The sequence below is a fragment of the Sphingomonas echinoides ATCC 14820 genome, assembly GCF_000241465.1.
In the GTDB taxonomy this organism is placed as follows: domain Bacteria; phylum Pseudomonadota; class Alphaproteobacteria; order Sphingomonadales; family Sphingomonadaceae; genus Sphingomonas; species Sphingomonas echinoides.
This window is the reverse complement of record NZ_JH584235.1, coordinates 2,134,279-2,154,004: the sequence shown is the minus strand read 5'-3', so window position 1 is coordinate 2,154,004 and position 19,726 is coordinate 2,134,279. Positions and strand designations below refer to the sequence as shown.

Genomic DNA, 19,726 nt, shown 5'->3' with positions numbered 1-19,726 from the left:
CGACATGGAGGCGAAGCCGGTTGCTCCTCAGAACCAGGTCCGCACGCCAATGACAAAGCTTGTCGCCTTGACACCTTCGCCATCAGCTCGCGCATAATCCGCGGTCTTGCCCAGCTTGCGATCGTAGGAGACGCCAATATAGGGCGCAAATTCGCGTCTGACTTCGTAGCGCAGACGCAGCCCAAACTCGGCGTTCGATATACCAGCGCCGATGCGGGTTTCCGGGACGTCCTGGGCTGATAGATTCAATTCGACCCGGGGCTGAAGGATCAAACGTTGCGTAATGCGCTGATCGTAATAGCCCTCGATCCGCCCCAGGACCTCGCCCTTGTTCGACAGGAACAAGGCTGCCTCCGTTTCGAACCAGTAAGGCGCGACTCCTTCGATCCCGACTGTAGCGTAGGTGCGCGAGGGATTGGGTTTGAAATCATATCGGACACCAGCCTGCAGGTTCCAGTATGGATCGAGCGCGCGGCTGTAGAGCGCCTGAATCTCCGCAGTTTCCATAAAGGTGCCGTTACGACCGCCTAGGACGCCCTCGCCTTCTGACTTGATTGTCAACCGATCGAGATCCTTGCCGAACCACGCTTCGCCATCCCAGCGATAACCGTCCCGACCATTTCGGACCTGATATTCCGCCAGATTGAACAGGATCATCGAGGAGGTGCTGGCGCCATGCTCGTTGTGCAGCATGGACCGTGAATCGACCATCGCACCGTTCTGATAGATCCGATCGGCATAATGATCGCTTGGTGCTGCCGGTGCCGGTGCATTGCCCGGTGCAAGGCTCGTGCCCCCTGCCCCATGACCGGCCATCTGCCCGTCCATCGACATGCCGGGCATGGACGACATGTCATGCTCCATTGGCTGACCGCCTCCACCAGCAGGCATATTCATACCGGGCATATCGTGGTTCATGGCGCCACCCGCCGTGTCCGGCATTGTCATGCCAGGCATGCTCGACATGTCATGTCCTGCATGGGGATCGGGCTTCGGAGACGCCTTGCTTCCTACCGTTCCCGACATATCCATTCCGGGCATGGCGCCCATTCCCGACATGTCATGGGCGGCCGCTTTAGGTTTCGCGACGGGCGCCCCGCGCTTTGCTGAAGTTGGTTTAGCAGCCGGTTTGGCGGCCGTTTTGCGCTTAACGGGAGTCGCGGGTTTGGTTGCCGGCTTTTTCTTCGGAGGTGCTTTGGCCGCAGGCATGTTCATGCCCGGCATATTCTGCATCGATTGCGCGTTAGCCGGAGCCGCGAGGGCAAGCGGCGCTACGCTGATGAGGAGAAGCAATGCCTTCATGCTGCGTCTCCCCGAGGCCGGACAGAGACGACGCGCATCATCCCGGCATGCATGTGATAAAGCATATGGCAGTGGAAGGCCCAGTCGCCGATCGCGTTGGCGGTGACGTCAAAACTCACTTTGCCGCCCGGCGCGACGTTGACCGTATGCTTGCGCGGCGAATATTCGCCATGCCCGGTAACCAACTCGAAAAAATGTCCGTGAAGATGGATCGGATGCGACATCATCGTGTCGTTCACCAGCGTCACACGCACCCGTTCGTTTTCCAGGAATGGAATCGGCTCGCGCTTGTCGCTCATCTTCACGCCGTCGAACGACCACATATAGCGTTCCATATTGCCGGTCAGGTGGATTTCCATCGCCCGATCAGGCGCTCGCACGTCGGGGTTGCGATCCACCGCCATGAGGTCGCGATAGACCAGGACGCGGTGTCCGACATCTTCCAGGCCCTGCCCGGGCTCTCCGGTGCGATCCATCGGCATAGGTGAAATCGTCTGGACGCCAGGCCCCATCTTGACCTGCGGGGCTTTGCTGCCGTCGCGCATATTCATGCCGCCCATCCCGCCCATCGCCATGCCTGCCATAGCGTCGCCGGCCGGGGCGCCCATTCCAGGCATGCTCGCCATCGAGCCGCCGGGTGTCTTGTCCGTTGTCGGCATGGATGCGCCGGAGCCCATGTCCATGCCCGCCATGCCACCAGCAGCGGCGCCGCCTGTCGGCATGTCATGACCCATTGCTGCATGGTCCATGCCGGCCATCGTAGAACCGCCGGAAGCGTCCATGCCTTGCATGCCGCCCATGTCCATCTCGCCCATGCCCATATCCTTCATATCGGCAAGGGGACGTTTGCGAAGCGCGGGCACCTGGGCTGCCATGCCTTCGCGCGGGGCCAGAGTTGCGCGCGCCATGCCAGACCGATCAACAGATTCGCCGATCAGAGTGTAGGCACGGTCATCAGTCGGGGTGACGATGATGTCGTAGGTTTCCGCCACCGCAATTTGGAACTCGTCGACCTCCACCGGCCGCACGTCTAGACCATCGGCCTGAACGACCGTGAGCTTGAGTCCTGGAATCCGGACATTGAACGTCGTCATCGCCGAGGCGTTGACAAAACGTAGTCGAACTCGCTCGCCGGGCCGGAAAAGCGCTGTCCAATTGTCCTGGGGACCATGGCCGTTGACGAGATAGGTGTAGGTTGAACCTGTGACATCAGAGACGTCCGTGGGGTCCATCCGCATTTTGCCCCAGTCGAGACGATCCTTGAGCGGTTGATCTTCTTTTGCCATCAGGCCAGCCAGCGTCTGGCGCTGATAGTTGAAATAGCCCCCGCCCACCTGCTTGAGCTTTCTGAAAATCGCGTGCGGATGCATCTGGCTATGGTCGGACAGCACGATCACATGCTCGCGATCCGACTTGATCGGATCTTCGCCTGCCGGATCGATCACGATCGGCCCGTAATGGCCCATCTGCTCCTGCAAACCCGAATGGCTATGATACCAATAGGTGCCCGCCTGGACGATCGGAAACTCATAGACGAAGGTCGATTTTGGTTTGATGCCGGGGAAGCTGATTCCCGGTACGCCATCGAACTGGAACGGTACCAGTAACCCGTGCCAGTGGATCGAACTGTCTTCTTCAAGATCGTTGATCACCGACAGGCGCACCGTTTGCCCTTGGCGCAACCGGATCAAAGGCGCCGGCACGGTTCCGTTGATGCCGATCGCATGGCTTGCGCGGCCATCGATCATCATCATCTGATGAGCGATCTTGAGAGTGATATCGTTGCCGGTAACGGTCGGGAGCGGCTTCACAATACCCGCCGAGACGGGTTGAGCCCATGCCGGCATCCAGGCCGACAATGCCAGGCCACCGCCGGTCAGCGCGGCACCGCGGAACAGATCGCGGCGGTTCAATACCGGGGGCATATAATCTCCTTGTTCATTGTTCAGCACCCTCTTGTCCACAGCGAGGCTCGAGCGCGGTATCTCTCTCATCCTTACGCACGAGCGCGGCGCACCCCTCAAATGTCGGCCAAGATTTCAGCAAGTCGGACGCGAGCGCGGTACAGCCGCGTCTCGACAGCCTTCCCGCTGATCGAAAGTGCCAACGCAGCTTCCGATTGGTTCAACCCTTCGACGGTGCGGAGCAGCAGAACCTCTCGCAACGAAGATGGCAAGGCAGCGATCGCAGTCGAGAGTTTTTCGAGTTCCATCTTCGAAGCTGCGCTGGCATGAGCCGAAGGTGCGTCGTCTGGGACCTGTTCAATTTCGTCGTCGGACGTGGCGGCACTGAAGATGAAGAGCTGACGCACTCTTTGGCGACGGCGCCAATCACGGCATTTGTTGATCGCGATCCGCGACAGCCAAGCGCGCAGCGGTCGGGCACCATCATATTTCCGCAAATGGCTGAACGCCGAAACGAAGCAATCCTGGGTAAGGTCAAGCGCCTCTTCCGCATTGCCTACGAGTCCGCGGACCAGCCGGAATATCGCGGATTGATGCCGGTGCATGATCTCTGCGAATGCCGCTTGCCGGCCACCGAGCGTCAGCGCGGCAAGTTCACCATCGGAGCACGACTGGAGCTCCAGACTCACCGCGCATCGTCGGTAAGCGCATGTACTACCGCCTGGTCGAAGGTCTTGGCCTGATCCGGACGTAAGATCTGGCGCATGGCGAAGATATGGCCGAGCGTCTCCTTTTGGAGCTGACCCATTGCCTGATGCGACTGATCGACGGCCGCAGCGACACCCGGACCGTTGCCATGTTCAGTTTCGATGGCATCGGCAAGCCGTGCATTGTCGGCTCTCAGTTCGAGTTCCAGCGCCCGTCGGCGCACGGCAAACCGCTGCTCAAGCAACTCGATCTGAGCCTTCTGACGATCGTCCAGGTCGAGCTTGCTGTGCAATACGTCATGCAGTTCGACGCCGCCAGCCACAGGATGTGGCAGGAAATGACGGCCCAGAAACACGCCCGCGACGGCTGCGACAAAGGCGACAATCGCGACCAGAACGAGCAGCCGCGGCTTCATCGCGGACCTGCGAGCAACGTGGAGGGAGCAAGCGGATTGGATGGCCCAAAAGGCGAGAGCGTAACGGAGGCCTCGACTGGCGTCGTAACCCCGTTGCTGGCAACACCCAGCAGCACTGCGCCAAAGGCGGCGACCGCGCCAAGCCTCAACTGGGAGCCCGCCGAAACCTGCGTCCTGGCGGCAATGCGCCTGAACACTGCCTCTTCAAGACCGGCCAGACCGGGATGCCCCGGTTCGTTGCGTAAGCGGCTCAAGAGCCCATCCAAGTCTACATTCATCTCAAATTCCTATTTCTTCAATCCATCCGACGCGCTGGCGCAAGACCCGTCTTTTCCACCTCCGCTATCAGCCCGTTCGTCAAAAGCGCCCCTCGGTTTTCGGGGGGCTGAACGACGACCTTCAAGGCACGGTGCCACATAGTTACGGCATCGTCTTTGTCATGCCAGGCATATCCTTCATCATCGCATCGTGATCTTCAGGCGCACTGGAAATCACCGCCTGATATTGCGCAGGACTCATCTTCGGCATCTGCCGCACGAAAGCCACCATGTCCCAGATCAGCTCGTCGCTATGGGTTTTGCCCCAGGCCGGCATCGCTGTGAGCTTGACCCCATGCTTGATGATCCAGAACTGCTCCTTTGCCGATCTCTGCGGCTCACGGAAAAGCTCGGGAGCCCTGGGATAGAGGCCCTGGCTGATCTCGGACTTCTCAAGGCCCGGCGCGAGATGGCAGCCGCTGCACATCTCGGTATAGAGCCCCGCTCCGCTCTGCAGACGTTTCACATCCATCAGGTTTGCCGGGACGCTGATGTCGCGAGACCTTACCGCGATCGAGCGATCACGGAATTGCTCCACGAGCCAATAGACTGGTTTGCTGTGGGGGGCATCAGCGCCAATATCGTAAGCGCCGACATACACGACGATGCCGGCGAGCGCGCCACCGGCCAGCGCCGCCGCCGCGACGAAGCCCACGCTCGGAAAATGTCTCCGGAGCCATGCTTTCCTTGAATCTTCCATCGCGTCCTCCCCAGCAGAAAGTCTTTGGACGATCGATGATTTCACACCCCATCCAATTGATCATACGCGCGGCGCGCCTTCACCCCTCAACCCTACGCCGATCCCGCGCGCCGGCCGGTTTCCATACAACCGCCGAAGAAATTTCGCGGGTTTGATGAGGGGTTGCACTCTGCGGTGCGTAAATCGCTGTGTCGGCAGTATCGCCGCCTATGGAGAAATCGATGTTTCGTAAAACAGCTTTTGCCGTCGCCATGGCGGCTTCTGTCTTTGCCGCTACCGCCGTCCAGGCTCACCCCAAACTGAGCAGTGCCACGCCAGCCGCCGACACCGTCGTCGTCGCCCCGACGAAGATCCAGCTCGTCTTTTCCGAAGCGCTTGTCGCGCAGTTCTCCGGAATCGACCTGACGATGACCGAAATGCCCGGCATGAAGATGGGGCCGATGAAAATGAACGGCGTCAAGGCAACGCTGGCTCCCGACGGCAAGACACTCGTTGCCACGCTCGCCAAGCCGCTGACAGCTGGAACGTACAAGCTCGATTATCATGTCGTCTCGACCGACACCCATCGCATCCAGGGCGGATACACGTTCAAGGTCAAGTAAGACCATGCCGGACATGGTGGCAATCGCCGTCAGGCTTGGACTCTATCTTGACCTGATGCTTCTTTTTGGGCTGCCGATGTTCGGGCTCTACACATTGCGCGGGACCGAACGGGAATCCGGCTCGGTCCTGCGCTTCCGCTCCGTACTCGCGTCCATCGCCTTGGCCGGCATAGGTCTGTCGATCCTCGGCATGATGGTTTTGGCGGCCTCGATGGGCGGCGTGTCGGTCGATCAGGTAGACCGCGCCACAATCAACATGGTGATCTCGGGCACCTCGATCGGAACGATATGGCAGGTACGAGTGGCCGCACTCTTGCTCGTCCTTTATTTTTCGATTGTCGGATGGCGTCGTCCCGCTTTTGCTCTCGGTTCACTTTCGTTCACGGCAGCGATCGCTCTTGCAACATTGGCCTGGACCGGTCACGGCGCTGCCGATGAAGGCTTGCTGGGATGGGTTCATCTTGGCGCCGATATCACCCATTTGTTGGCAGCAGGGATATGGGTCGGGGCGTTGGCTGCTCTATGCCTACTCATATTTCGCCCCGCCGACCGAATGGCTGTGGACCATATTCACCTTTCGCACCGAGCCTTGGACGGCTTCGCCAGGATCGGCTCAATCGTGGTCGGCCTCCTCATCCTCTCTGGTGTGGTCAACAGCTGGATACTGGTGGGGCCGTCCAGATTGGGATCGCTTTTCACAAGTCTCTATGGTGCGCTGCTGACAGCGAAATTGCTGCTGTTTGGCGCAATGCTCATCCTTGCAGCAGCCAATCGCTTCTTCCTCACGCCTGCGTTGGCGATGGCTGTCGAAAGCGGTGACGCACCAGCCGCGATACGGTCGCTTCGCCGAAGTCTGATTGTCGAGAGCGGGTGTGCGCTTGCAATCCTTACGCTCGTTGCCTGGCTCGGACTATTGGCGCCTCCCGCCTCCGGCGTATAGACATTCGCCCATCACGGCAGCGCGCGCGATATGGCCTTGATCGCTTTCAGGCCCGAACCAAAACGGGAGATCGCTTCCTTGTGGCGTTCCAGCTCACCATAGGGAAGATAGGCGATCTCAAGATCTGCGATACGGCTGAAGGCGGGCCGTGCGAGTTGCGCCCGCACCTCGCTCTCGCGGGCATCGGGTGCGACAAGGAACAGCCCGGCGGTGGCGTGCAACTCGCTGCCGCTCAGGGCCAGGTCGAGCATCCGGACGATGCCCGAATAAATCGAAGTCGAATGCTCGACTTCGAAGGCCGCGGCGACACGATCGCTCGCCCGCTCCAGCCACAGTACATCAATAAGACGGATGGCATCGGCACCGGTCGAAGTGGAAATCGACTCCGGCAGGCACTCAAGGCATCCCTCACCAAGACGCACCCCATCATGGAGACGCCCGCGGTCGTTGGCTGCGATCCAGACATCATAGCCTAGCGCATGACCGATGTCGCGAAGCCAGGCCTGAATCTCCGAATGGGTCCGATCGCTTTCGCCCTGCTTCTGAAGGGCCTTGTTGAGACTTTGCGCCTCGGTCCTGGCCTGTTCGAGCCGCGCCGCCCAGGAACCGGCTGCCTGATCGCCCTCGTCGCGTGGTGGCGCAGGATAACGCCCCGAGCCGATATCAAACAACAGCCCCCCAATGGCGCCGAGATCGTTCGACAGCAAATCGCGGAACTGCTCGTTCAGATCAAGGACGCCCGAGCGCATCGCGAGAAAATGCTGCCAGCTGCCCAGCTTCACCTTCCCGCCCGTCAGCTTGTTATAGCCATTGACGATCGCCGTGTTGAACGGCGGGACCAGCGTGGGATGCAGGAAGTAGAGGAGATTGGCGACCGCTGGTCCCAGGCCTTTGATGTTCAGGCGATCAATGGTGTGGATTCCCGCGATAATCTCTTCAGCGGTATCACAGCACGCGCAATGATCCAGCAACCGGCCAAAAGCGCGCTGGTTCGCTGGGTTTTCATAGATGTCAGGGATGCGCAATTTTGGCTTCCAAAGAAACGCATGATCCGCACCTTTGAATATCTGCCGTTGCTCGGCGACCGAATGAACGACCGTTTCCAGCGAAGATCCGCGATAAGCGACGCCGAACCTCCCGGCTTCGATTTCAGCGACCACCTGGGCGAGGCCCCGTCGGATCGAGCGGAAATTCTTGATGCGCTCGTCCCAAAGAAACCAGCTCTGATAGGTCGCGTTCGGGTCTTCCTTCCATCGCTGGATCAGTTGCCGCGCCAGCAATTCAAAGTCTGCCAAACCCTGCTCCCCCCTTCGCCCCAATCTCCTCGGACGCTAGCACTCCATTTCGCGGACCACCAGATTTTGCGGGAGCTGCCCCGGCCTAATAAAAGGCCTGCGATCATCGTATGTCGTCCGGAATATGCATGAACAGGTCGCGGGTATAGTCGATCAGGAGATCGCCGACGGTCGCCCCGTAGATTGCAAGAAACAGGATGAACGCCAGAAGCTTCGGGACAAAGCTTACCGTCTGTTCGTTGATCGATGTCGCGGCCTGGACCATGGAAATAACCAGCCCGACGACCAGCATCAAAATGAGCGGAGGCCCGGCGATGATCATGATGACCCAGAGTGCCTGGCCCATCGAAACCGAAAAAGGACTGTAGGTCTCCAATTCGCCTCCCGCGGTGACGGGGTCGCGGCGCCAGGACGTGCGCCTAGCGATCCTTGCGGGGCGAGGGGCGTGGAGCGCGATCATTGCTTCCGATCCGTCTTCCCCACGTCCACTTGCCCCCGCGCCACGCTGCGACCCGTGGGCACCTCATTTGTCCATCCTGTCGGTTGATGGGCTACATCTGACTTACGCATCGACGGCTCGTACCCCTCGCGCCCATCTGCATTTTCTCCAGAGAAGCGCCTGCTTTCGAGGGCACATGCCCCGTGCCGCGTAATAGCAATGTCGATCAACGTCAGCGAAAGGCATGCATGTACGACTGCATTATCATTGGCGGAGGCCCCGCAGGCCTAACGGCTGCCACCTATCTGGGCCGGTTTCTGCGAGCCACGCTGGTCGTCGATGCGGGGCCGGGCCGGGCAGCCCGCATCCCAACGACCCATAACCTCCTTGGATTTCCAGACGGAATATCTGGCGCGGATTTGCTTTTGCGTATGCGTCAACATGCAGCTCGCTACGGTGCCGAATTGGCCAACGGAGTCGTCGAGCGCGTCGAGCGCGCCGATACTGGCTTTATCGCCTATACGGGTTCCCAGGCCATTGAGGCACGAACCATATTGCTCGCCCAAGGCGTGACAAATCATCGACCGAGAATAGAGCAGGAAGCGCACGATCGAGGCGTTGCGCAAGGGTTGATACGCTATTGTCCGATCTGCGATGCCTACGAGATCCGCGGCAGGAGAGTCGCCGTGCTGGGCTGTTCCGACCACGGCGCGGCCGAAGCGATTTTCGTTCGCCACTACAGCGATACCGTCACCCTGCTCACTCAGGATGCTTCGGAACTCTCGCACGCTGACGAGGCAAATCTGGTTCGATACGCTATTAGGGTGGAGCGAGCGCCTGTCAGCGATTTGTCGGTCAACGAGAAAGACCTTCTCGCCCATTTAGCCGATGGCCGATCGCTCCAATTCGACACCCTATATGTTGCTCTTGGGACCTCCGCTCACTCGGAACTGGCGCGGATGGCTGGTGCCGAATTGGCCCCGTCAGGGTGCATCGTCGTCGATGAGCATCAGCAAACGACGATCAGCGGTATGTTCGCCGCCGGCGACATGGTCGAAGGGCTGGATCAAATCGCAGTAGCGGCGGGCCAGGCGGCCAGGGCAGCGACCTCCATTCACAATCGATTGTCTGGCTGATCCGGGGAAACGAGGGTCGCCCACGCAAAAATATATGAGAGCCGGGGTTGACCCTGACATGATGTCAGACCCCAGATTGCATTCGTCGATAAGGAGACGAGCCGTGACTGATCCGATTCCTGAGAGCAAATCTGATGCGCATAGCTGCTGCGCGGGCAAGCACGATGCCACCCCGGGCTCGAAGATGGCCAAGGATCCAGTGTGCGGCATGATGGTCGATCCGGCTGTCGCCTCTCATCATGTCTCGCATGGGGGAAAGGAATATTATTTCTGTAGTGCGGGGTGCCGCGCCAAGTTCGCCTCCGACCCCGAGCGCTATTTGTCTGAGGGTAGTAACAGGCCGGCGGCGCCCCAGCCCGGCGCCATCTGGACCTGCCCCATGCACCCGCGGATCCGTCAGGATCATCCCGGGCCATGCCCGATATGTGGTATGGCCCTCGAACCGGAGGTTGTAACTGCAGACTCGGGGCCAAGCGCTGAACTGCTCGATATGTCTCGCAGGTTTTGGATCGCTTTGGCGCTTACGGTGCCCATCTTCGTGCTGGAAATGGGCGGACACCTGTTCCCAGCGCTGCACAGCCTCATTTCCGAGCGCATATCGGGCTGGCTCCAGTTCGCTTTGGCAACCCCGGTCGTGATCTGGGCGGGCTGGCCATTTTTCGAGCGCGGTTGGGCCTCTGTCCGGACCCGCAACCTCAACATGTTTACCTTGATCGCGATGGGGACGGGCGTGGCCTGGGCTTATAGTGTGGTGGCCACTGCAGCGCCGGGCATATTCCCTGCAGCTTTTCGTATGATGGACGGCACGGTCGCGATCTATTTCGAGGCGGCTGCCGTGATCACCGTCCTTGTCCTCCTGGGCCAGGTTCTTGAGTTGCGCGCTCGCGAGCGCACCTCGGGCGCGATCAAGGCTCTTCTCAATCTCGCTCCCAAGACCGCGCGCAGGATTATGGCGGACGGGAATGACGAAGAAGTCGCGATCGACCTGATCGCTGTCGGCGACCGACTGCGGGTCCGCCCCGGCGAAAAAGTACCCGTAGATGCCATCGTCGAGGAGGGCCGCTCCTCCATCGATGAATCGATGGTAACCGGCGAATCGATGCCGGTGACGAAAACGGTCGCGGCCCTTGTCGTCGCAGGAACCGTGAACCAGACGGGATCGCTCATCGTGCGCGCCGACAAGATCGGCCGCGATACAATGCTGGCGCGGATCGTTCAAATGGTCGCCGATGCGCAGCGATCGCGCGCTCCGATCCAGCGCATGGCTGACAAGGTCGCTGGCTGGTTCGTACCCGCCGTGCTCGGCATCGCGCTGCTCTCCTTCGCGATTTGGGCGATCTGGGGTCCAGAGCCGCGATTGGCACACGGCCTCGTTGCGGCCGTTGCGGTATTGATTATTGCTTGCCCCTGCGCGTTGGGGCTTGCGACTCCGATGTCGATCATGGTCGGTATCGGGCGCGGCGCTGGGCTTGGTGTCCTGATCAAGAATGCCGAGGCGCTCGAGCGAATGGAGAAGGTCGATACGATCGTCGTCGACAAGACCGGCACCCTGACCGAGGGACGCCCTTCCCTGACCGCCATCGTGGCGATGGACGGCTTTTCGGAGGATGATATTCTTCGGTTGGCCGCTGGCGTCGAACGGGCATCCGAACATCCCTTGGCGCTTGCGATCGTCGCTGCGGCCAAGCTCCGCCAGCTCGACATTCCTGAAGTTTCGGATTTCGACTCGCCCACGGGCAAAGGCGCTGTCGGCACCGTCGGTGGCAAGCGCATATTCCTGGGTGCTGGAGCTTATCTAAACGAGAATGGCATCGATGTATCGACAGCAGCCACGCAGGCAGATGACATGCGGGCGGACGGCGCCACTGCGATCTTCGCGGCGGTCGATGGCCGCGTCGCAGGAATTCTGGCAATTGCAGATCCTATCAAGGCAACAACCGCTGAAGCGCTGGCGGCGCTGCGAAAGGAAGGCATCAGCGTCGTCATGCTGACCGGCGACAATCGAACGACAGCCCAGGCCGTGGCTCGTAAACTTGGTATCGACGCGGTTGAAGCGGAAGTCCTGCCCGATCAGAAAAGCGCAGTCGTGCTGCGCCTGCAACGCGAAGGCCGTGTGGTTGCAATGGCGGGCGATGGAGTGAACGATGCGCCAGCGCTGGCGGCGGCCGACGTCGGCATCGCCATGGGTTCGGGGACGGACGTCGCCATCGAGAGCGCAGGCGTGACGCTGCTCAAAGGCGATCTCAATGGGATCTTGCGCGCGCGACGGCTGAGCGAGGCGACGATGGCCAATATCCGCCAGAATCTTTTCTTTGCCTTCATCTACAATGCCGCAGGCGTCCCCATCGCTGCAGGTTTGCTCTACCCGGTGTTCGGCATTCTTCTGTCGCCCATTATCGCTGCAGCAGCGATGGCCCTCTCGTCCGTCAGCGTCGTCACCAATGCGCTGCGTCTCAACCGGGTGGCACTGTGAACATCGGCGGCGCATCAGCGGGGAGCAGCGTCTCGCAGCGGATGATCCGCCACTACGAGAAGATCGGTCTCATTCCGCCGCCGCCGCGGCGTGACGGTGGCTATCGAGACTATTCTGACGCTGACGTACATCGGCTGCGTTTCATCGCCAATGCCCGCGATCTCGGTTTTCCGATCGAAGAAATCCGAAAGCTGCTTGGTCTCTGGTCTGATCGCGATCGCGCGAGCGCGGAAGTCAAGGCGCTGGCGGAATCGCGCGCCGCGGACCTCGGCCGGAAGGCGGACGCGCTCAATGCGATGCGCGAAGCATTGCTCGACCTGGCGAAGGGCTGCCACGGCAACGAGCGGCCCGAATGTCCGATAATCACGCGCCTGGCCTCCTGAGCCTATCTGGCGGGGTCGGAAGATCGCCAGCAGGGCACGCTAGCCGCAAGGCTAGCCGATTCACTTGTGCAGGCCGCGTCCTGCCAGCTTCGCGAGCCGGCGCGGTAGGTCGGCAGCGATTTTGCGTTGCTATTGCGGCTGCGCCTTCTTCCATGTCCTGCATTCGGGTTTGGACCTGCCGCACCCTCGGCACCAGCCGGTCGAACCGTTGAACGCGCACAAGTCTATGCACGGGGACTTCACGCGTGCGCTTTCAATGGCATTCGATTGTCAGATGCTTCAACTCGTGGACGGGGACGAGCCGGTTACGGATAACACCCGCATCGATGCCCACGCCACCAACAACACCGACGATCGCGGCATGGGCGTCAGGGCCGACGCGCCAGACATGGAGATCGGAAATGCGCGCATCTCCTGGTCCTTCGACAAGATCCTGTATTTCCTCGGCAACGTGATTGTCTGTCGTATCGAGAAGGACTGCGGCGGTATCGCGCATCAAGCTCCAGGACCAGCGAGCGATCACCACTGCCCCGACGATTCCCATGACAGGGTCCATCCAGACCCAGCCCAGATAGCGGCCTGCCAGAAGAGCCGTGATCGCCAACACAGAGGTGAGAGCGTCGGCGAGGACGTGCACATAGGCTGAGCGGAGGTTATTGTCGCCGCCATGGGCATCATGGTCATGGGCGTGATCGTCATGACCGTGATGATGGTGGCTACCCGAGAGCAGGAATGCACTGACGATGTTCACGCCGAGCCCAATGACCGCAATCACCGTTGCTTCGCCAAACGCGACCTTGATGGGTTCGAACAGCCGCAGGATCGATTCGACCCCGATCCCCAAGGCGATAAGGCCTAGCACGAGCGCCGAAGCGAAGCCTGCCAAGTCGCCGACCTTCCCGGTTCCGAAGCTGAACCGTCCACTGGATGCATGCCGCTTGGCATAGGCATAGGCAATCGCTGCGACACTCAGCGCCCCGGCATGGGTCGCCATATGAAAACCGTCGGCAAGGAGCGCCATCGAGCCGGTAACATAGCCGGCGAAGATTTCGCCGATCATCATCACAGCCGTCAGCACCACAACCCACAAGGTCCTGCGGGCGTTCTCGTCGTGAGAGGCCCCAAGATACACATGGTCGTGTGTAAAGGCTTCAATGTCGCGGGACGTGGTCAATATCTCAGCCTCATTTTGCGTAGCGGCGTATGACCGCGATCAGTTCTTCCGCCCCTGCGGCGCGCTCCTCGGCCGGAAGATCGGGATGCGCCACATGGGCGCGGACATGCTCTTCGATAATCTCGTCCATGAGGCCGTTGATGGCACCGCGTGTCGCTGCAACCAGGTGCAGCGTCGTCGTGCAGTCCGTCCCTGCCGCCAGCGCTTTTTCAATCGCCGTGACCTGACCGGCGATGCGGCGCACCCGCTTCAGGAGTTCATCATTGCCTTCGGTCAAATGTCCCATAGCATACCCCCCTATCCTATAGACAGGCGCGCCGCCATAGCGATCAACTGGAAAACGGATTCACTGAATGGGGCTGGCGTCCGCACCATATATCTATAATAGCGGATATATGGAATCGGTATCTGCTATCTCGGCGCTAGGAGCGCTTGCGCAAACAACGAGGCTCGATGCCTTTCGTCTTCTGGTTCGGCACGAACCCGATGGACTCGCCGCGGGCGAGGTCGCGCGGGCGCTCGACGTGCCGCAGAACACCATGTCAGTGCATCTGGCGACCCTCGCGCGCGCTGGGCTCATTCGTTCCGAGCGACGCAGCCGGATCATCAACTACCGTGCCGACCTCGACCAGTTGAAGGCGCTCACGCTGTTCCTCGTCAAGGATTGCTGCGGCGGCAAGGCGGAGCTGTGCGAGCCGCTGATCGCCGAACTTTTCCCCTGCTGCTGATGGAGCCCATCATGTCCGATCGCGTCTTCAACATCCTCTTCCTGTGTACAGGTAACTCGGCACGCTCGATTCTCGCGGAGAGTGCGCTCACCAAGCTGGGCAACGGACGCTTCCGTGCCTTCTCCGCTGGGAGCTATCCCAAGGGTGCGGTCAATCCCGACGCCATCGCCTTGCTCGAACGGACCGAATATCCGACCGATGGCCTGCGATCGAAGAGCTGGGACGAGTTCTCCGGACCTGACGCGCCGGTGATGGATTTCGTGTTCACCGTCTGCGACGACGCGGCCGGCGAGACCTGCCCGATCTGGCCCGGCCATCCCGTCACCGCCCATTGGGGGATCGAAGATCCGAGCCACGTTCTGGGCACCCCTGTCGAACGTGAGCGCGCCTTCGGCACGGCGCTCCGCTACCTCGAGAACCGCATCAAGCTCTTCATCGCGCTCCCGTTCGAGAAACTCGAGGCTCGTGCGCTGCAAGCCCAGGTTCGCGAGATCGGCCATGGCGAAGGTGCGAGCAGCCGTCGCGGGGATGCGGCCTGATGCCAATCGACATGATCATCTACCACAACCCTGAGTGCGGCACCTCGCGTAACACGCTGGCGATGATCCGTAATGCCGGGATCGAGCCGCATGTCGTGGAGTATCTGAAGACCCCGCCGTCGCGGCCTATGCTGGTGTCGCTGATCGAACGTATGGGGATCGCACCCCGCGCTCTCCTGCGCGAGAAGGGCACGCCGTTTGCGGAACTGGGGCTTGGTGATGTGTCGCTCGGCGATGACCAATTGATCGATGCGATGATGGCGCATCCGATCCTCATCAACCGCCCGATCGTCGTATCGCCGCTCGGCGTGAAACTCTGTCGCCCTTCCGAACAGGTGCTCGACCTGCTGCCGAACGCGCAGCTTGGCGCCTTCGCCAAGGAGGACGGCGAACAGGTCATCAACGCAGCCGGCAACAGGGTCGGCGCATGACGGCCCCGATCGCGGCGCCGGCCAAGCCGGCGATCAGCACGTTCGAGCGCTATCTCAGTGCCTGGGTTGCGCTCTGCATCGTCGTCGGCATTGCCCTTGGCTACGCATTGCCAGGCTTGTTCAGGGCGATCGCATCGGCCGAAGTCGCGCGGGTCAACCTCGTGGTCGCCGTGCTGATCTGGTTGATGATCATCCCCATGCTGCTCAAGATCGATCTCGGCGCGCTGGGGTCGGTCAGGCGGCACTGGAAGGGCGTCGGCGTGACGCTCTTCATCAACTGGGCGGTGAAGCCGTTCTCCATGGCGCTGCTTGGCACGGTCTTCCTTGGCTGGCTGTTTCGGCCGCTCCTGCCGGCCGCCGACATCAGTTCCTATATCGCCGGCCTGATCCTGCTGGCGGCCGCACCCTGCACCGCGATGGTGTTCGTCTGGTCGAACCTTTGCGACGGCGACCCGACCTATACGCTGAGCCAGGTCGCGCTGAACGACGTCATCATGGTGTTTGCCTTTGCACCGCTGGTCGCCCTGCTGCTCGGCGTCGCATCGATCACGGTCCCGTGGGACACGCTGCTGATCTCGGTGGCGCTCTACATCGTGGTGCCGGTGATCGTTGCACAACTTGTCCGTCGCGCCCTGCTGTCGGCGGGCGGTCAGCCGACACTGGATCGGATGTTGGCCCGGCTGGGTCCGGTGTCACTCATGGCGCTCCTGACGACACTCGTCCTACTGTTCGGCTTTCAGGGTGAGGCAATCATCGCCCATCCATTGGTGATCGCCCTGATCGCGGTGCCGATCCTGATCCAGGTCTATTTCAACGCTGGCCTCGCCTACTGGCTCAGCCACCGGTTCGGTGTCGCCTGGTGCGTGGCCGCGCCCGCCGCGCTGATCGGCGCATCCAACTTCTTCGAGTTGGCGGTCGCCGCTGCGATAAGCCTGTTCGGGCTCAATTCGGGCGCGGCGCTTGCGACCGTGGTCGGCGTGCTGGTCGAGGTTCCGGTCATGCTGTCGGTGGTGAAGATCGTGAAGGCGACCCGGCCCTGGTATGAGGAGCGGGTGCCGGCATGATCGCGACAGCGCTCGACACCACCGTGCTATCCGATCTGGCGGCCGATCTTGCTGAAGCCGGCCTGCCGACCAGTGACCTTGCCGAACCGGGACGTCGCTTCTTCCGGTTCGAGGATGCTGCCGGTATCGTCGGATATGCTGGCATGGAGGGCGACGGGCCTGATCGGCTGCTGCGATCGCTGATCGTGAAGCCTAATCGGCGCAGCGGCAGCATGGGCACTGCCATTCTCGGCGCGATCGAGCAGGCGGCGACCGAGGAAGGCGTTGCTTCCCTCTATCTGCTGACCACCACGGCCGAACCGTTCTTCCGGCGGCATGGCTATGTCATGGCCAACCCTGCCGATGCGCCCGACGCCATAACCGGATCGGCCGAGTTTCGGTCGCTGTGCCCGGCGAGCGCCGCCTTCCTCTCCAAGCGGATTGCCTGATGTCACGTCTTCGTATCCTTGCCGACCCCGATTTCACGCCGGCGCTCGATCGCGACGTGATTCGCCCTGATTTCGCGACGGGGCTCGGTTCGCTCGATCATCCGCCGCGCATCCTGCTGCTCTACGGTTCGCTCCGCGAGCGGTCGTTCAGCCGGCTTGCTGTCGAGGAAGCGGCACGGTTGTTGATCCTGTTCGGCGCCGAGGTGCGAATATTCGACCCAAGCGATTTGCCATTGCCCGATCAGGTGAAGGCCGATGACCACCCCGCCGTCCACGAATTGCGCGAGCATTCCTTGTGGTCGGAAGGTCAGGTGTGGTGCAGCCCGGAGCGGCACGGCCAGATCACCGGCATCATGAAGGCCCAGATCGACCATCTTCCACTGGAGTTCGGCGGCATGCGGCCGACACAGGGCCGAACGCTCGCTGTCATGCAGGTGTCAGGCGGATCGCAGTCGTTCAATGCCGTCAACACGCTTCGGCTGCTTGGTCGCTGGATGCGGATGTTCACGATCCCCAACCAGTCGAGCGTCGCGATGGCGTTCAAGGAGTTTGACGAAGCGGGGCGAATGAAGCCGTCCAGCTATTATGATCGCATCGTCGATGTGATGGAGGAACTGGTTCGGTTCACTGTTCTTACCCGGGGTCATGCGGATCAACTCGTCGATCGATATTCCGAGCGCAAGACGGCGGCCGCCAAGCGCGACGCCGTGAAGGACCTTGCGTCGCAGTCGGTCGGCTGACCTGATCCGGACAGCCTCCGGGTCTACCGCGCTTCTGCAGTGCAAAGCGTTTCTAGCAAGGGACAGCCCAAGGTGTCGCCGGCTTCGCAGGCGGCGACGGTGTCGCCGAGCACTTGTTCCATACGGCGAAGGTCGGCGATTTTCAGGCGGATATCCCGCAGATGCTTGCTCGCCAGATCGCGCGCCTGCGCGCACGAGGCAACGCCCCCGTCGGCAAGTGCCAACAGCGCTCGCACCGCGTCGATCGGGAAGCCCAGTTCGCGCGCACGTCGCACGAACGACAGTCGCCGAACATCCGACGGGCAATAGGCGCGGTATCGCCCGCGGCGCAGCGGTACCGGGAGGACACCGATGCGTTCATAATAGCGGATCGTCTCGATGTTGCAGCCCGTGCGCTGCGAGAGTTCGCCGATCGGGATCGTGGTACCGGACGTCGCCATCATCAAATTTCCCTTGAGTCTGTAGTAGCTACAGACACTAGGCTAGGATCGCACCGGTCTCAAGGAGTCGCCATGTCTGAACCTTCTTCCAATCCACATTCGCCGAAGGGATTGGGAACCGCGTCTCTCACTCTCGGAGGAATCGCGGCAGGTTTCGGCGTTGCAGCTTGCTGTGCCCTGCCGATGCTGCTGGCTTCAGTCGGTATCGGATCGGCATGGCTGGCCGGAATCGCCATGGCCGCGCTCCCCTATCGCGTGGCGCTCCTTGCGATCGGCGCACTATGCCTCCTTGCAGGCGCCGCACTTCTCGTTCGTCAGCAAGCGGCGGCAGCGCGCTGCGCATCGGACGCCGCATGCACCTCTCGCGTCACGCGGCTCATCACTCTTGCCGGCCTGCTGATCGGTGCCATCCTGCTCTGGCTGGGCTATGTCTATGTCTGACATCAGCCCGGAGCTAAGTTCGACGATCACCTGTCCCGAGTGCGGCACGATGACGACCGAGCAGATGTCAACGAACGCCTGCCAGTTTTTCTACGACTGTACTGGCTGCAACGCTATGCTTCGGCCCAAGCCCGGCGATTGCTGTGTGTTCTGTTCGTATGGAACTGTTCCCTGTCCGCCGATTCAGATCGATGGCAAGGGCGCGCACTGTTGCAGCTAGTTTCCGGTGTTGTCGTGGACGAAGTATAATAGAACGAAGGATCGAAGCGAAACGGCCTGCAACAATCTGTGTCGAGGTCGCGGTCAGGTGTCCGCAACGTAAAGCGAAACTTCTCCTTCCTGTCCCAAGGTCGCGGCTAATTCGCTGGGCGATAGAAGGCGCCGAGTCGATTTCATGGGTAGGCGGTACCCCACGGTCTTGACCAGACGGGGAGCAACCTGGTCATCCCAGCTTGACCATCAGCCTTCCGGCTGCCCCCTGCTCCGCAGCCAGGTTGCGGTTGTAGGCAAGCGGCATGCGTGGAGATTTCCACCGCAGCGCGTCCATGATGCCGGCCAGATCCTCGCCGCTGGTAAACAGGTCCTGGTTGAGCCCCACGCGCGTCGAATGCGCGCTGATCCCCTTGAGCAGCCGGACCAGGTCGTCGGCGGTGAGATCGGCCAGAGCTCCACAGTCGAACGCGCGCTGGATCATCGACCGATAGATCGGGCCAACCGATGCGGGATGCAGCGCGCCCTCCCCCACATCATACTCGACCCGCGCAGGCACCGCAGATTTTGACAGTGTCTTGCGCAGATCCCAGCTTTCTCGCCCCGAGATGCTATCGATGGATCGCCCGCGCACCGCCGCCTTCGCCTTGTATCGCCGCACATTAACGCGGCGAAACACCGCCCCTTCCCCTATGCCGGCCGCCTCCAACCAAGCCGCAATCGCACGCACCGTACGCGGGCTCAGATAGGCGGTCGCCCCCTCCCCCTCCTGATCACCCTTGCTGCGCGGGATGCTGAGCAGCCGCGCGTCGGGATCGATCGCCTCGATGATGTGCTCGACCTCGATCGCGACCAGCTCCGAGGCCCGCAGGCCGGTATCGTAACCGGCCGAGAGCAGTGCGCGATCGCGCAGGTGT

The 19,726-nt window shown here is 61.3% G+C and carries 26 protein-coding genes; 13 read left to right on the top strand and 13 right to left on the bottom strand.

All coding sequences use genetic code 11. The features are described 5' to 3' along the window. Positions 1–27 precede the first annotated feature (27 nt). From ON00_RS10100 to ON00_RS10080, 6 genes are all read right to left on the bottom strand, one after another. Complete coding sequence (locus tag ON00_RS10100; protein WP_040601624.1) at positions 28–1,302, bottom strand: copper resistance protein B; 1,275 nt, start codon at positions 1,300–1,302, stop codon at positions 28–30. Next, positions 1,299–3,227 (bottom strand): copper resistance system multicopper oxidase, encoded by a 1,929-nt coding sequence (locus ON00_RS10095; RefSeq protein WP_029622637.1) that lies wholly within the window; start codon positions 3,225–3,227, stop codon positions 1,299–1,301. Before ON00_RS10095 ends, ON00_RS10100 begins: the two co-directional genes overlap by 4 nt. 95 nt (positions 3,228–3,322) lie before the next feature. Further along, on the bottom strand, positions 3,323–3,895 hold the full coding sequence (locus ON00_RS10090) for an RNA polymerase sigma factor (RefSeq protein ID WP_010405508.1): 573 nt from the start codon (positions 3,893–3,895) through the stop codon (positions 3,323–3,325). Beyond that, positions 3,892–4,329 (bottom strand): periplasmic heavy metal sensor, encoded by a 438-nt coding sequence (locus ON00_RS10085; protein ID WP_010405505.1) that lies wholly within the window; start codon positions 4,327–4,329, stop codon positions 3,892–3,894. The genes ON00_RS10090 and ON00_RS10085 overlap by 4 nt, the downstream gene beginning before the upstream one ends. Further along, a complete protein-coding gene (locus tag ON00_RS21040; protein WP_231565178.1) occupies positions 4,326–4,583 on the bottom strand; it encodes a hypothetical protein in 258 nt (85 codons plus the stop codon). The genes ON00_RS10085 and ON00_RS21040 overlap by 4 nt, the downstream gene beginning before the upstream one ends. A gap of 166 nt (positions 4,584–4,749) precedes the next feature. Beyond that, the gene (locus tag ON00_RS10080; protein ID WP_245535556.1) at positions 4,750–5,391 is read right to left on the bottom strand and encodes a c-type cytochrome; all 642 of its coding nucleotides are present in this window, start codon (positions 5,389–5,391) and stop codon (positions 4,750–4,752) included. Between the two features lie 164 nt (positions 5,392–5,555). On the opposite strand from ON00_RS10080, the gene copC reads away from it, so the two are divergent. Together copC and copD are read left to right on the top strand one after the other, a co-directional pair. Next, positions 5,556–5,948: a copper homeostasis periplasmic binding protein CopC gene (gene copC, locus ON00_RS10075; protein ID WP_197057804.1), complete on the top strand. Its 393-nt coding sequence runs from the start codon at positions 5,556–5,558 to the stop codon at positions 5,946–5,948. Positions 5,949–5,952: 4 nt separating this feature from the next. Next, positions 5,953–6,888 carry a copper homeostasis membrane protein CopD gene (copD, locus tag ON00_RS10070; protein WP_010405497.1) on the top strand — a complete coding sequence of 312 codons (936 nt, stop codon included), beginning with the start codon at positions 5,953–5,955 and terminating at the stop codon, positions 6,886–6,888. Positions 6,889–6,899: 11 nt separating this feature from the next. Here the strand turns inward: copD and ON00_RS10065 are convergent, their stop codons facing one another. Beyond that, positions 6,900–8,183 (bottom strand): hypothetical protein, encoded by a 1,284-nt coding sequence (locus ON00_RS10065; protein WP_010405495.1) that lies wholly within the window; start codon positions 8,181–8,183, stop codon positions 6,900–6,902. 103 nt (positions 8,184–8,286) lie between these two features. Continuing rightward, entirely contained in the window at positions 8,287–8,643 is a 357-nt protein-coding gene (locus tag ON00_RS10060) for a flagellar biosynthetic protein FliQ (RefSeq protein ID WP_010405494.1), read from the bottom strand. 227 nt (positions 8,644–8,870) lie between these two features. Between ON00_RS10060 and ON00_RS10055 the strand changes: the two genes are divergently transcribed. The 3 genes from ON00_RS10055 to cueR all read left to right on the top strand — a co-directional run bounded on the left by ON00_RS10055 (position 8,871) and on the right by cueR (position 12,614). Further along, positions 8,871–9,758, top strand: coding sequence for an NAD(P)/FAD-dependent oxidoreductase (locus tag ON00_RS10055; protein WP_010405493.1), 888 nt, complete (start codon positions 8,871–8,873; stop codon positions 9,756–9,758). A 115-nt stretch (positions 9,759–9,873) separates the two neighbouring features. Continuing rightward, entirely contained in the window at positions 9,874–12,231 is a 2,358-nt protein-coding gene (locus ON00_RS10050) for a heavy metal translocating P-type ATPase (protein WP_405131451.1), read from the top strand. Then, on the top strand, positions 12,228–12,614 hold the full coding sequence (gene cueR / locus ON00_RS10045; RefSeq protein ID WP_010405488.1) for a Cu(I)-responsive transcriptional regulator: 387 nt from the start codon (positions 12,228–12,230) through the stop codon (positions 12,612–12,614). The genes ON00_RS10050 and cueR overlap by 4 nt, the downstream gene beginning before the upstream one ends. A 129-nt stretch (positions 12,615–12,743) precedes the next feature. On the opposite strand, the gene ON00_RS20170 is transcribed toward cueR, so the two are convergent. The 3 genes from ON00_RS20170 to ON00_RS10035 are packed head-to-tail and all read right to left on the bottom strand — an operon-like array spanning position 12,744 to position 14,074. Beyond that, the gene (locus ON00_RS20170) at positions 12,744–12,857 is read right to left on the bottom strand and encodes a DUF1289 domain-containing protein (protein ID WP_081988753.1); all 114 of its coding nucleotides are present in this window, start codon (positions 12,855–12,857) and stop codon (positions 12,744–12,746) included. A 10-nt stretch (positions 12,858–12,867) separates the two neighbouring features. Beyond that, positions 12,868–13,788: a CDF family Co(II)/Ni(II) efflux transporter DmeF gene (dmeF, locus tag ON00_RS10040; protein WP_029622632.1), complete on the bottom strand. Its 921-nt coding sequence runs from the start codon at positions 13,786–13,788 to the stop codon at positions 12,868–12,870. A gap of 10 nt (positions 13,789–13,798) precedes the next feature. Then, the gene (locus ON00_RS10035) at positions 13,799–14,074 is read right to left on the bottom strand and encodes a metal/formaldehyde-sensitive transcriptional repressor (protein ID WP_010405486.1); all 276 of its coding nucleotides are present in this window, start codon (positions 14,072–14,074) and stop codon (positions 13,799–13,801) included. Between the two features lie 109 nt (positions 14,075–14,183). On the opposite strand from ON00_RS10035, the gene ON00_RS10030 reads away from it, so the two are divergent. From ON00_RS10030 to arsH, 6 genes are read left to right on the top strand one after another with little or no spacing between them, the layout of a single operon-like run. Then, entirely contained in the window at positions 14,184–14,516 is a 333-nt protein-coding gene (locus ON00_RS10030) for an ArsR/SmtB family transcription factor (RefSeq protein WP_029622631.1), read from the top strand. 11 nt (positions 14,517–14,527) lie between these two features. Continuing rightward, positions 14,528–15,055 carry an arsenate reductase ArsC gene (locus ON00_RS10025; RefSeq protein ID WP_010405484.1) on the top strand — a complete coding sequence of 176 codons (528 nt, stop codon included), beginning with the start codon at positions 14,528–14,530 and terminating at the stop codon, positions 15,053–15,055. Further along, positions 15,055–15,486 carry an arsenate reductase (glutaredoxin) gene (arsC, locus tag ON00_RS10020; RefSeq protein WP_010405483.1) on the top strand — a complete coding sequence of 144 codons (432 nt, stop codon included), beginning with the start codon at positions 15,055–15,057 and terminating at the stop codon, positions 15,484–15,486. Before ON00_RS10025 ends, arsC begins: the two co-directional genes overlap by 1 nt. Continuing rightward, positions 15,483–16,550, top strand: a complete 1,068-nt coding sequence (gene arsB, locus ON00_RS10015; protein WP_010405482.1) for an ACR3 family arsenite efflux transporter — start codon at positions 15,483–15,485, stop codon at positions 16,548–16,550. Before arsC ends, arsB begins: the two co-directional genes overlap by 4 nt. Beyond that, positions 16,547–16,978, top strand: a complete 432-nt coding sequence (gene arsN2 / locus ON00_RS10010; RefSeq protein WP_010405481.1) for an arsenic resistance N-acetyltransferase ArsN2 — start codon at positions 16,547–16,549, stop codon at positions 16,976–16,978. Before arsB ends, arsN2 begins: the two co-directional genes overlap by 4 nt. Further along, a complete protein-coding gene (gene arsH / locus ON00_RS10005) occupies positions 16,978–17,718 on the top strand; it encodes an arsenical resistance protein ArsH (protein ID WP_010405480.1) in 741 nt (246 codons plus the stop codon). The genes arsN2 and arsH overlap by 1 nt, the downstream gene beginning before the upstream one ends. A 23-nt stretch (positions 17,719–17,741) precedes the next feature. Here the strand turns inward: arsH and ON00_RS10000 are convergent, their stop codons facing one another. Next, a complete protein-coding gene (locus tag ON00_RS10000; RefSeq protein WP_010405478.1) occupies positions 17,742–18,158 on the bottom strand; it encodes a MerR family transcriptional regulator in 417 nt (138 codons plus the stop codon). A gap of 72 nt (positions 18,159–18,230) precedes the next feature. On the opposite strand from ON00_RS10000, the gene ON00_RS09995 reads away from it, so the two are divergent. Beyond that, positions 18,231–18,599: a hypothetical protein gene (locus ON00_RS09995; RefSeq protein ID WP_050810912.1), complete on the top strand. Its 369-nt coding sequence runs from the start codon at positions 18,231–18,233 to the stop codon at positions 18,597–18,599. Further along, a complete protein-coding gene (locus ON00_RS21325) occupies positions 18,586–18,819 on the top strand; it encodes a GDCCVxC domain-containing (seleno)protein (protein WP_483475661.1) in 234 nt (77 codons plus the stop codon). Before ON00_RS09995 ends, ON00_RS21325 begins: the two co-directional genes overlap by 14 nt. A gap of 222 nt (positions 18,820–19,041) precedes the next feature. Here the strand turns inward: ON00_RS21325 and ON00_RS09990 are convergent. Beyond that, a partial coding sequence (locus tag ON00_RS09990; RefSeq protein WP_010405474.1) for a site-specific integrase occupies positions 19,042–19,726 on the bottom strand: 685 nt, incomplete at its 5' end.

What these genes read in the sequence shown, in the direction of transcription:
- ON00_RS10100 (WP_040601624.1), bottom strand. Translation starts at nt 1,302, where the DNA reads ATGAAGGCATTGCTTCTCCTCATCAGCGTAGCGCCGCTTGCCCTCGCG.
- ON00_RS10095 (WP_029622637.1), bottom strand. Translation starts at nt 3,227, where the DNA reads ATGCCCCCGGTATTGAACCGCCGCGATCTGTTCCGCGGTGCCGCGCTG.
- ON00_RS10085 (WP_010405505.1), bottom strand. Translation starts at nt 4,329, where the DNA reads ATGAAGCCGCGGCTGCTCGTTCTGGTCGCGATTGTCGCCTTTGTCGCA.
- copC (WP_197057804.1), top strand. Translation starts at nt 5,556, where the DNA reads ATGGAGAAATCGATGTTTCGTAAAACAGCTTTTGCCGTCGCCATGGCG.
- copD (WP_010405497.1), top strand. Translation starts at nt 5,953, where the DNA reads ATGCCGGACATGGTGGCAATCGCCGTCAGGCTTGGACTCTATCTTGAC.
- ON00_RS10060 (WP_010405494.1), bottom strand. Translation starts at nt 8,643, where the DNA reads ATGATCGCGCTCCACGCCCCTCGCCCCGCAAGGATCGCTAGGCGCACG.
- ON00_RS10055 (WP_010405493.1), top strand. Translation starts at nt 8,871, where the DNA reads ATGTACGACTGCATTATCATTGGCGGAGGCCCCGCAGGCCTAACGGCT.
- ON00_RS10035 (WP_010405486.1), bottom strand. Translation starts at nt 14,074, where the DNA reads ATGGGACATTTGACCGAAGGCAATGATGAACTCCTGAAGCGGGTGCGC.
- ON00_RS10030 (WP_029622631.1), top strand. Translation starts at nt 14,184, where the DNA reads ATGGAATCGGTATCTGCTATCTCGGCGCTAGGAGCGCTTGCGCAAACA.
- ON00_RS10025 (WP_010405484.1), top strand. Translation starts at nt 14,528, where the DNA reads ATGTCCGATCGCGTCTTCAACATCCTCTTCCTGTGTACAGGTAACTCG.
- arsC (WP_010405483.1), top strand. Translation starts at nt 15,055, where the DNA reads ATGCCAATCGACATGATCATCTACCACAACCCTGAGTGCGGCACCTCG.
- arsB (WP_010405482.1), top strand. Translation starts at nt 15,483, where the DNA reads ATGACGGCCCCGATCGCGGCGCCGGCCAAGCCGGCGATCAGCACGTTC.
- arsN2 (WP_010405481.1), top strand. Translation starts at nt 16,547, where the DNA reads ATGATCGCGACAGCGCTCGACACCACCGTGCTATCCGATCTGGCGGCC.
- arsH (WP_010405480.1), top strand. Translation starts at nt 16,978, where the DNA reads ATGTCACGTCTTCGTATCCTTGCCGACCCCGATTTCACGCCGGCGCTC.
- ON00_RS10000 (WP_010405478.1), bottom strand. Translation starts at nt 18,158, where the DNA reads ATGGCGACGTCCGGTACCACGATCCCGATCGGCGAACTCTCGCAGCGC.
- ON00_RS09995 (WP_050810912.1), top strand. Translation starts at nt 18,231, where the DNA reads ATGTCTGAACCTTCTTCCAATCCACATTCGCCGAAGGGATTGGGAACC.
- ON00_RS21325 (WP_483475661.1), top strand. Translation starts at nt 18,586, where the DNA reads ATGTCTATGTCTGACATCAGCCCGGAGCTAAGTTCGACGATCACCTGT.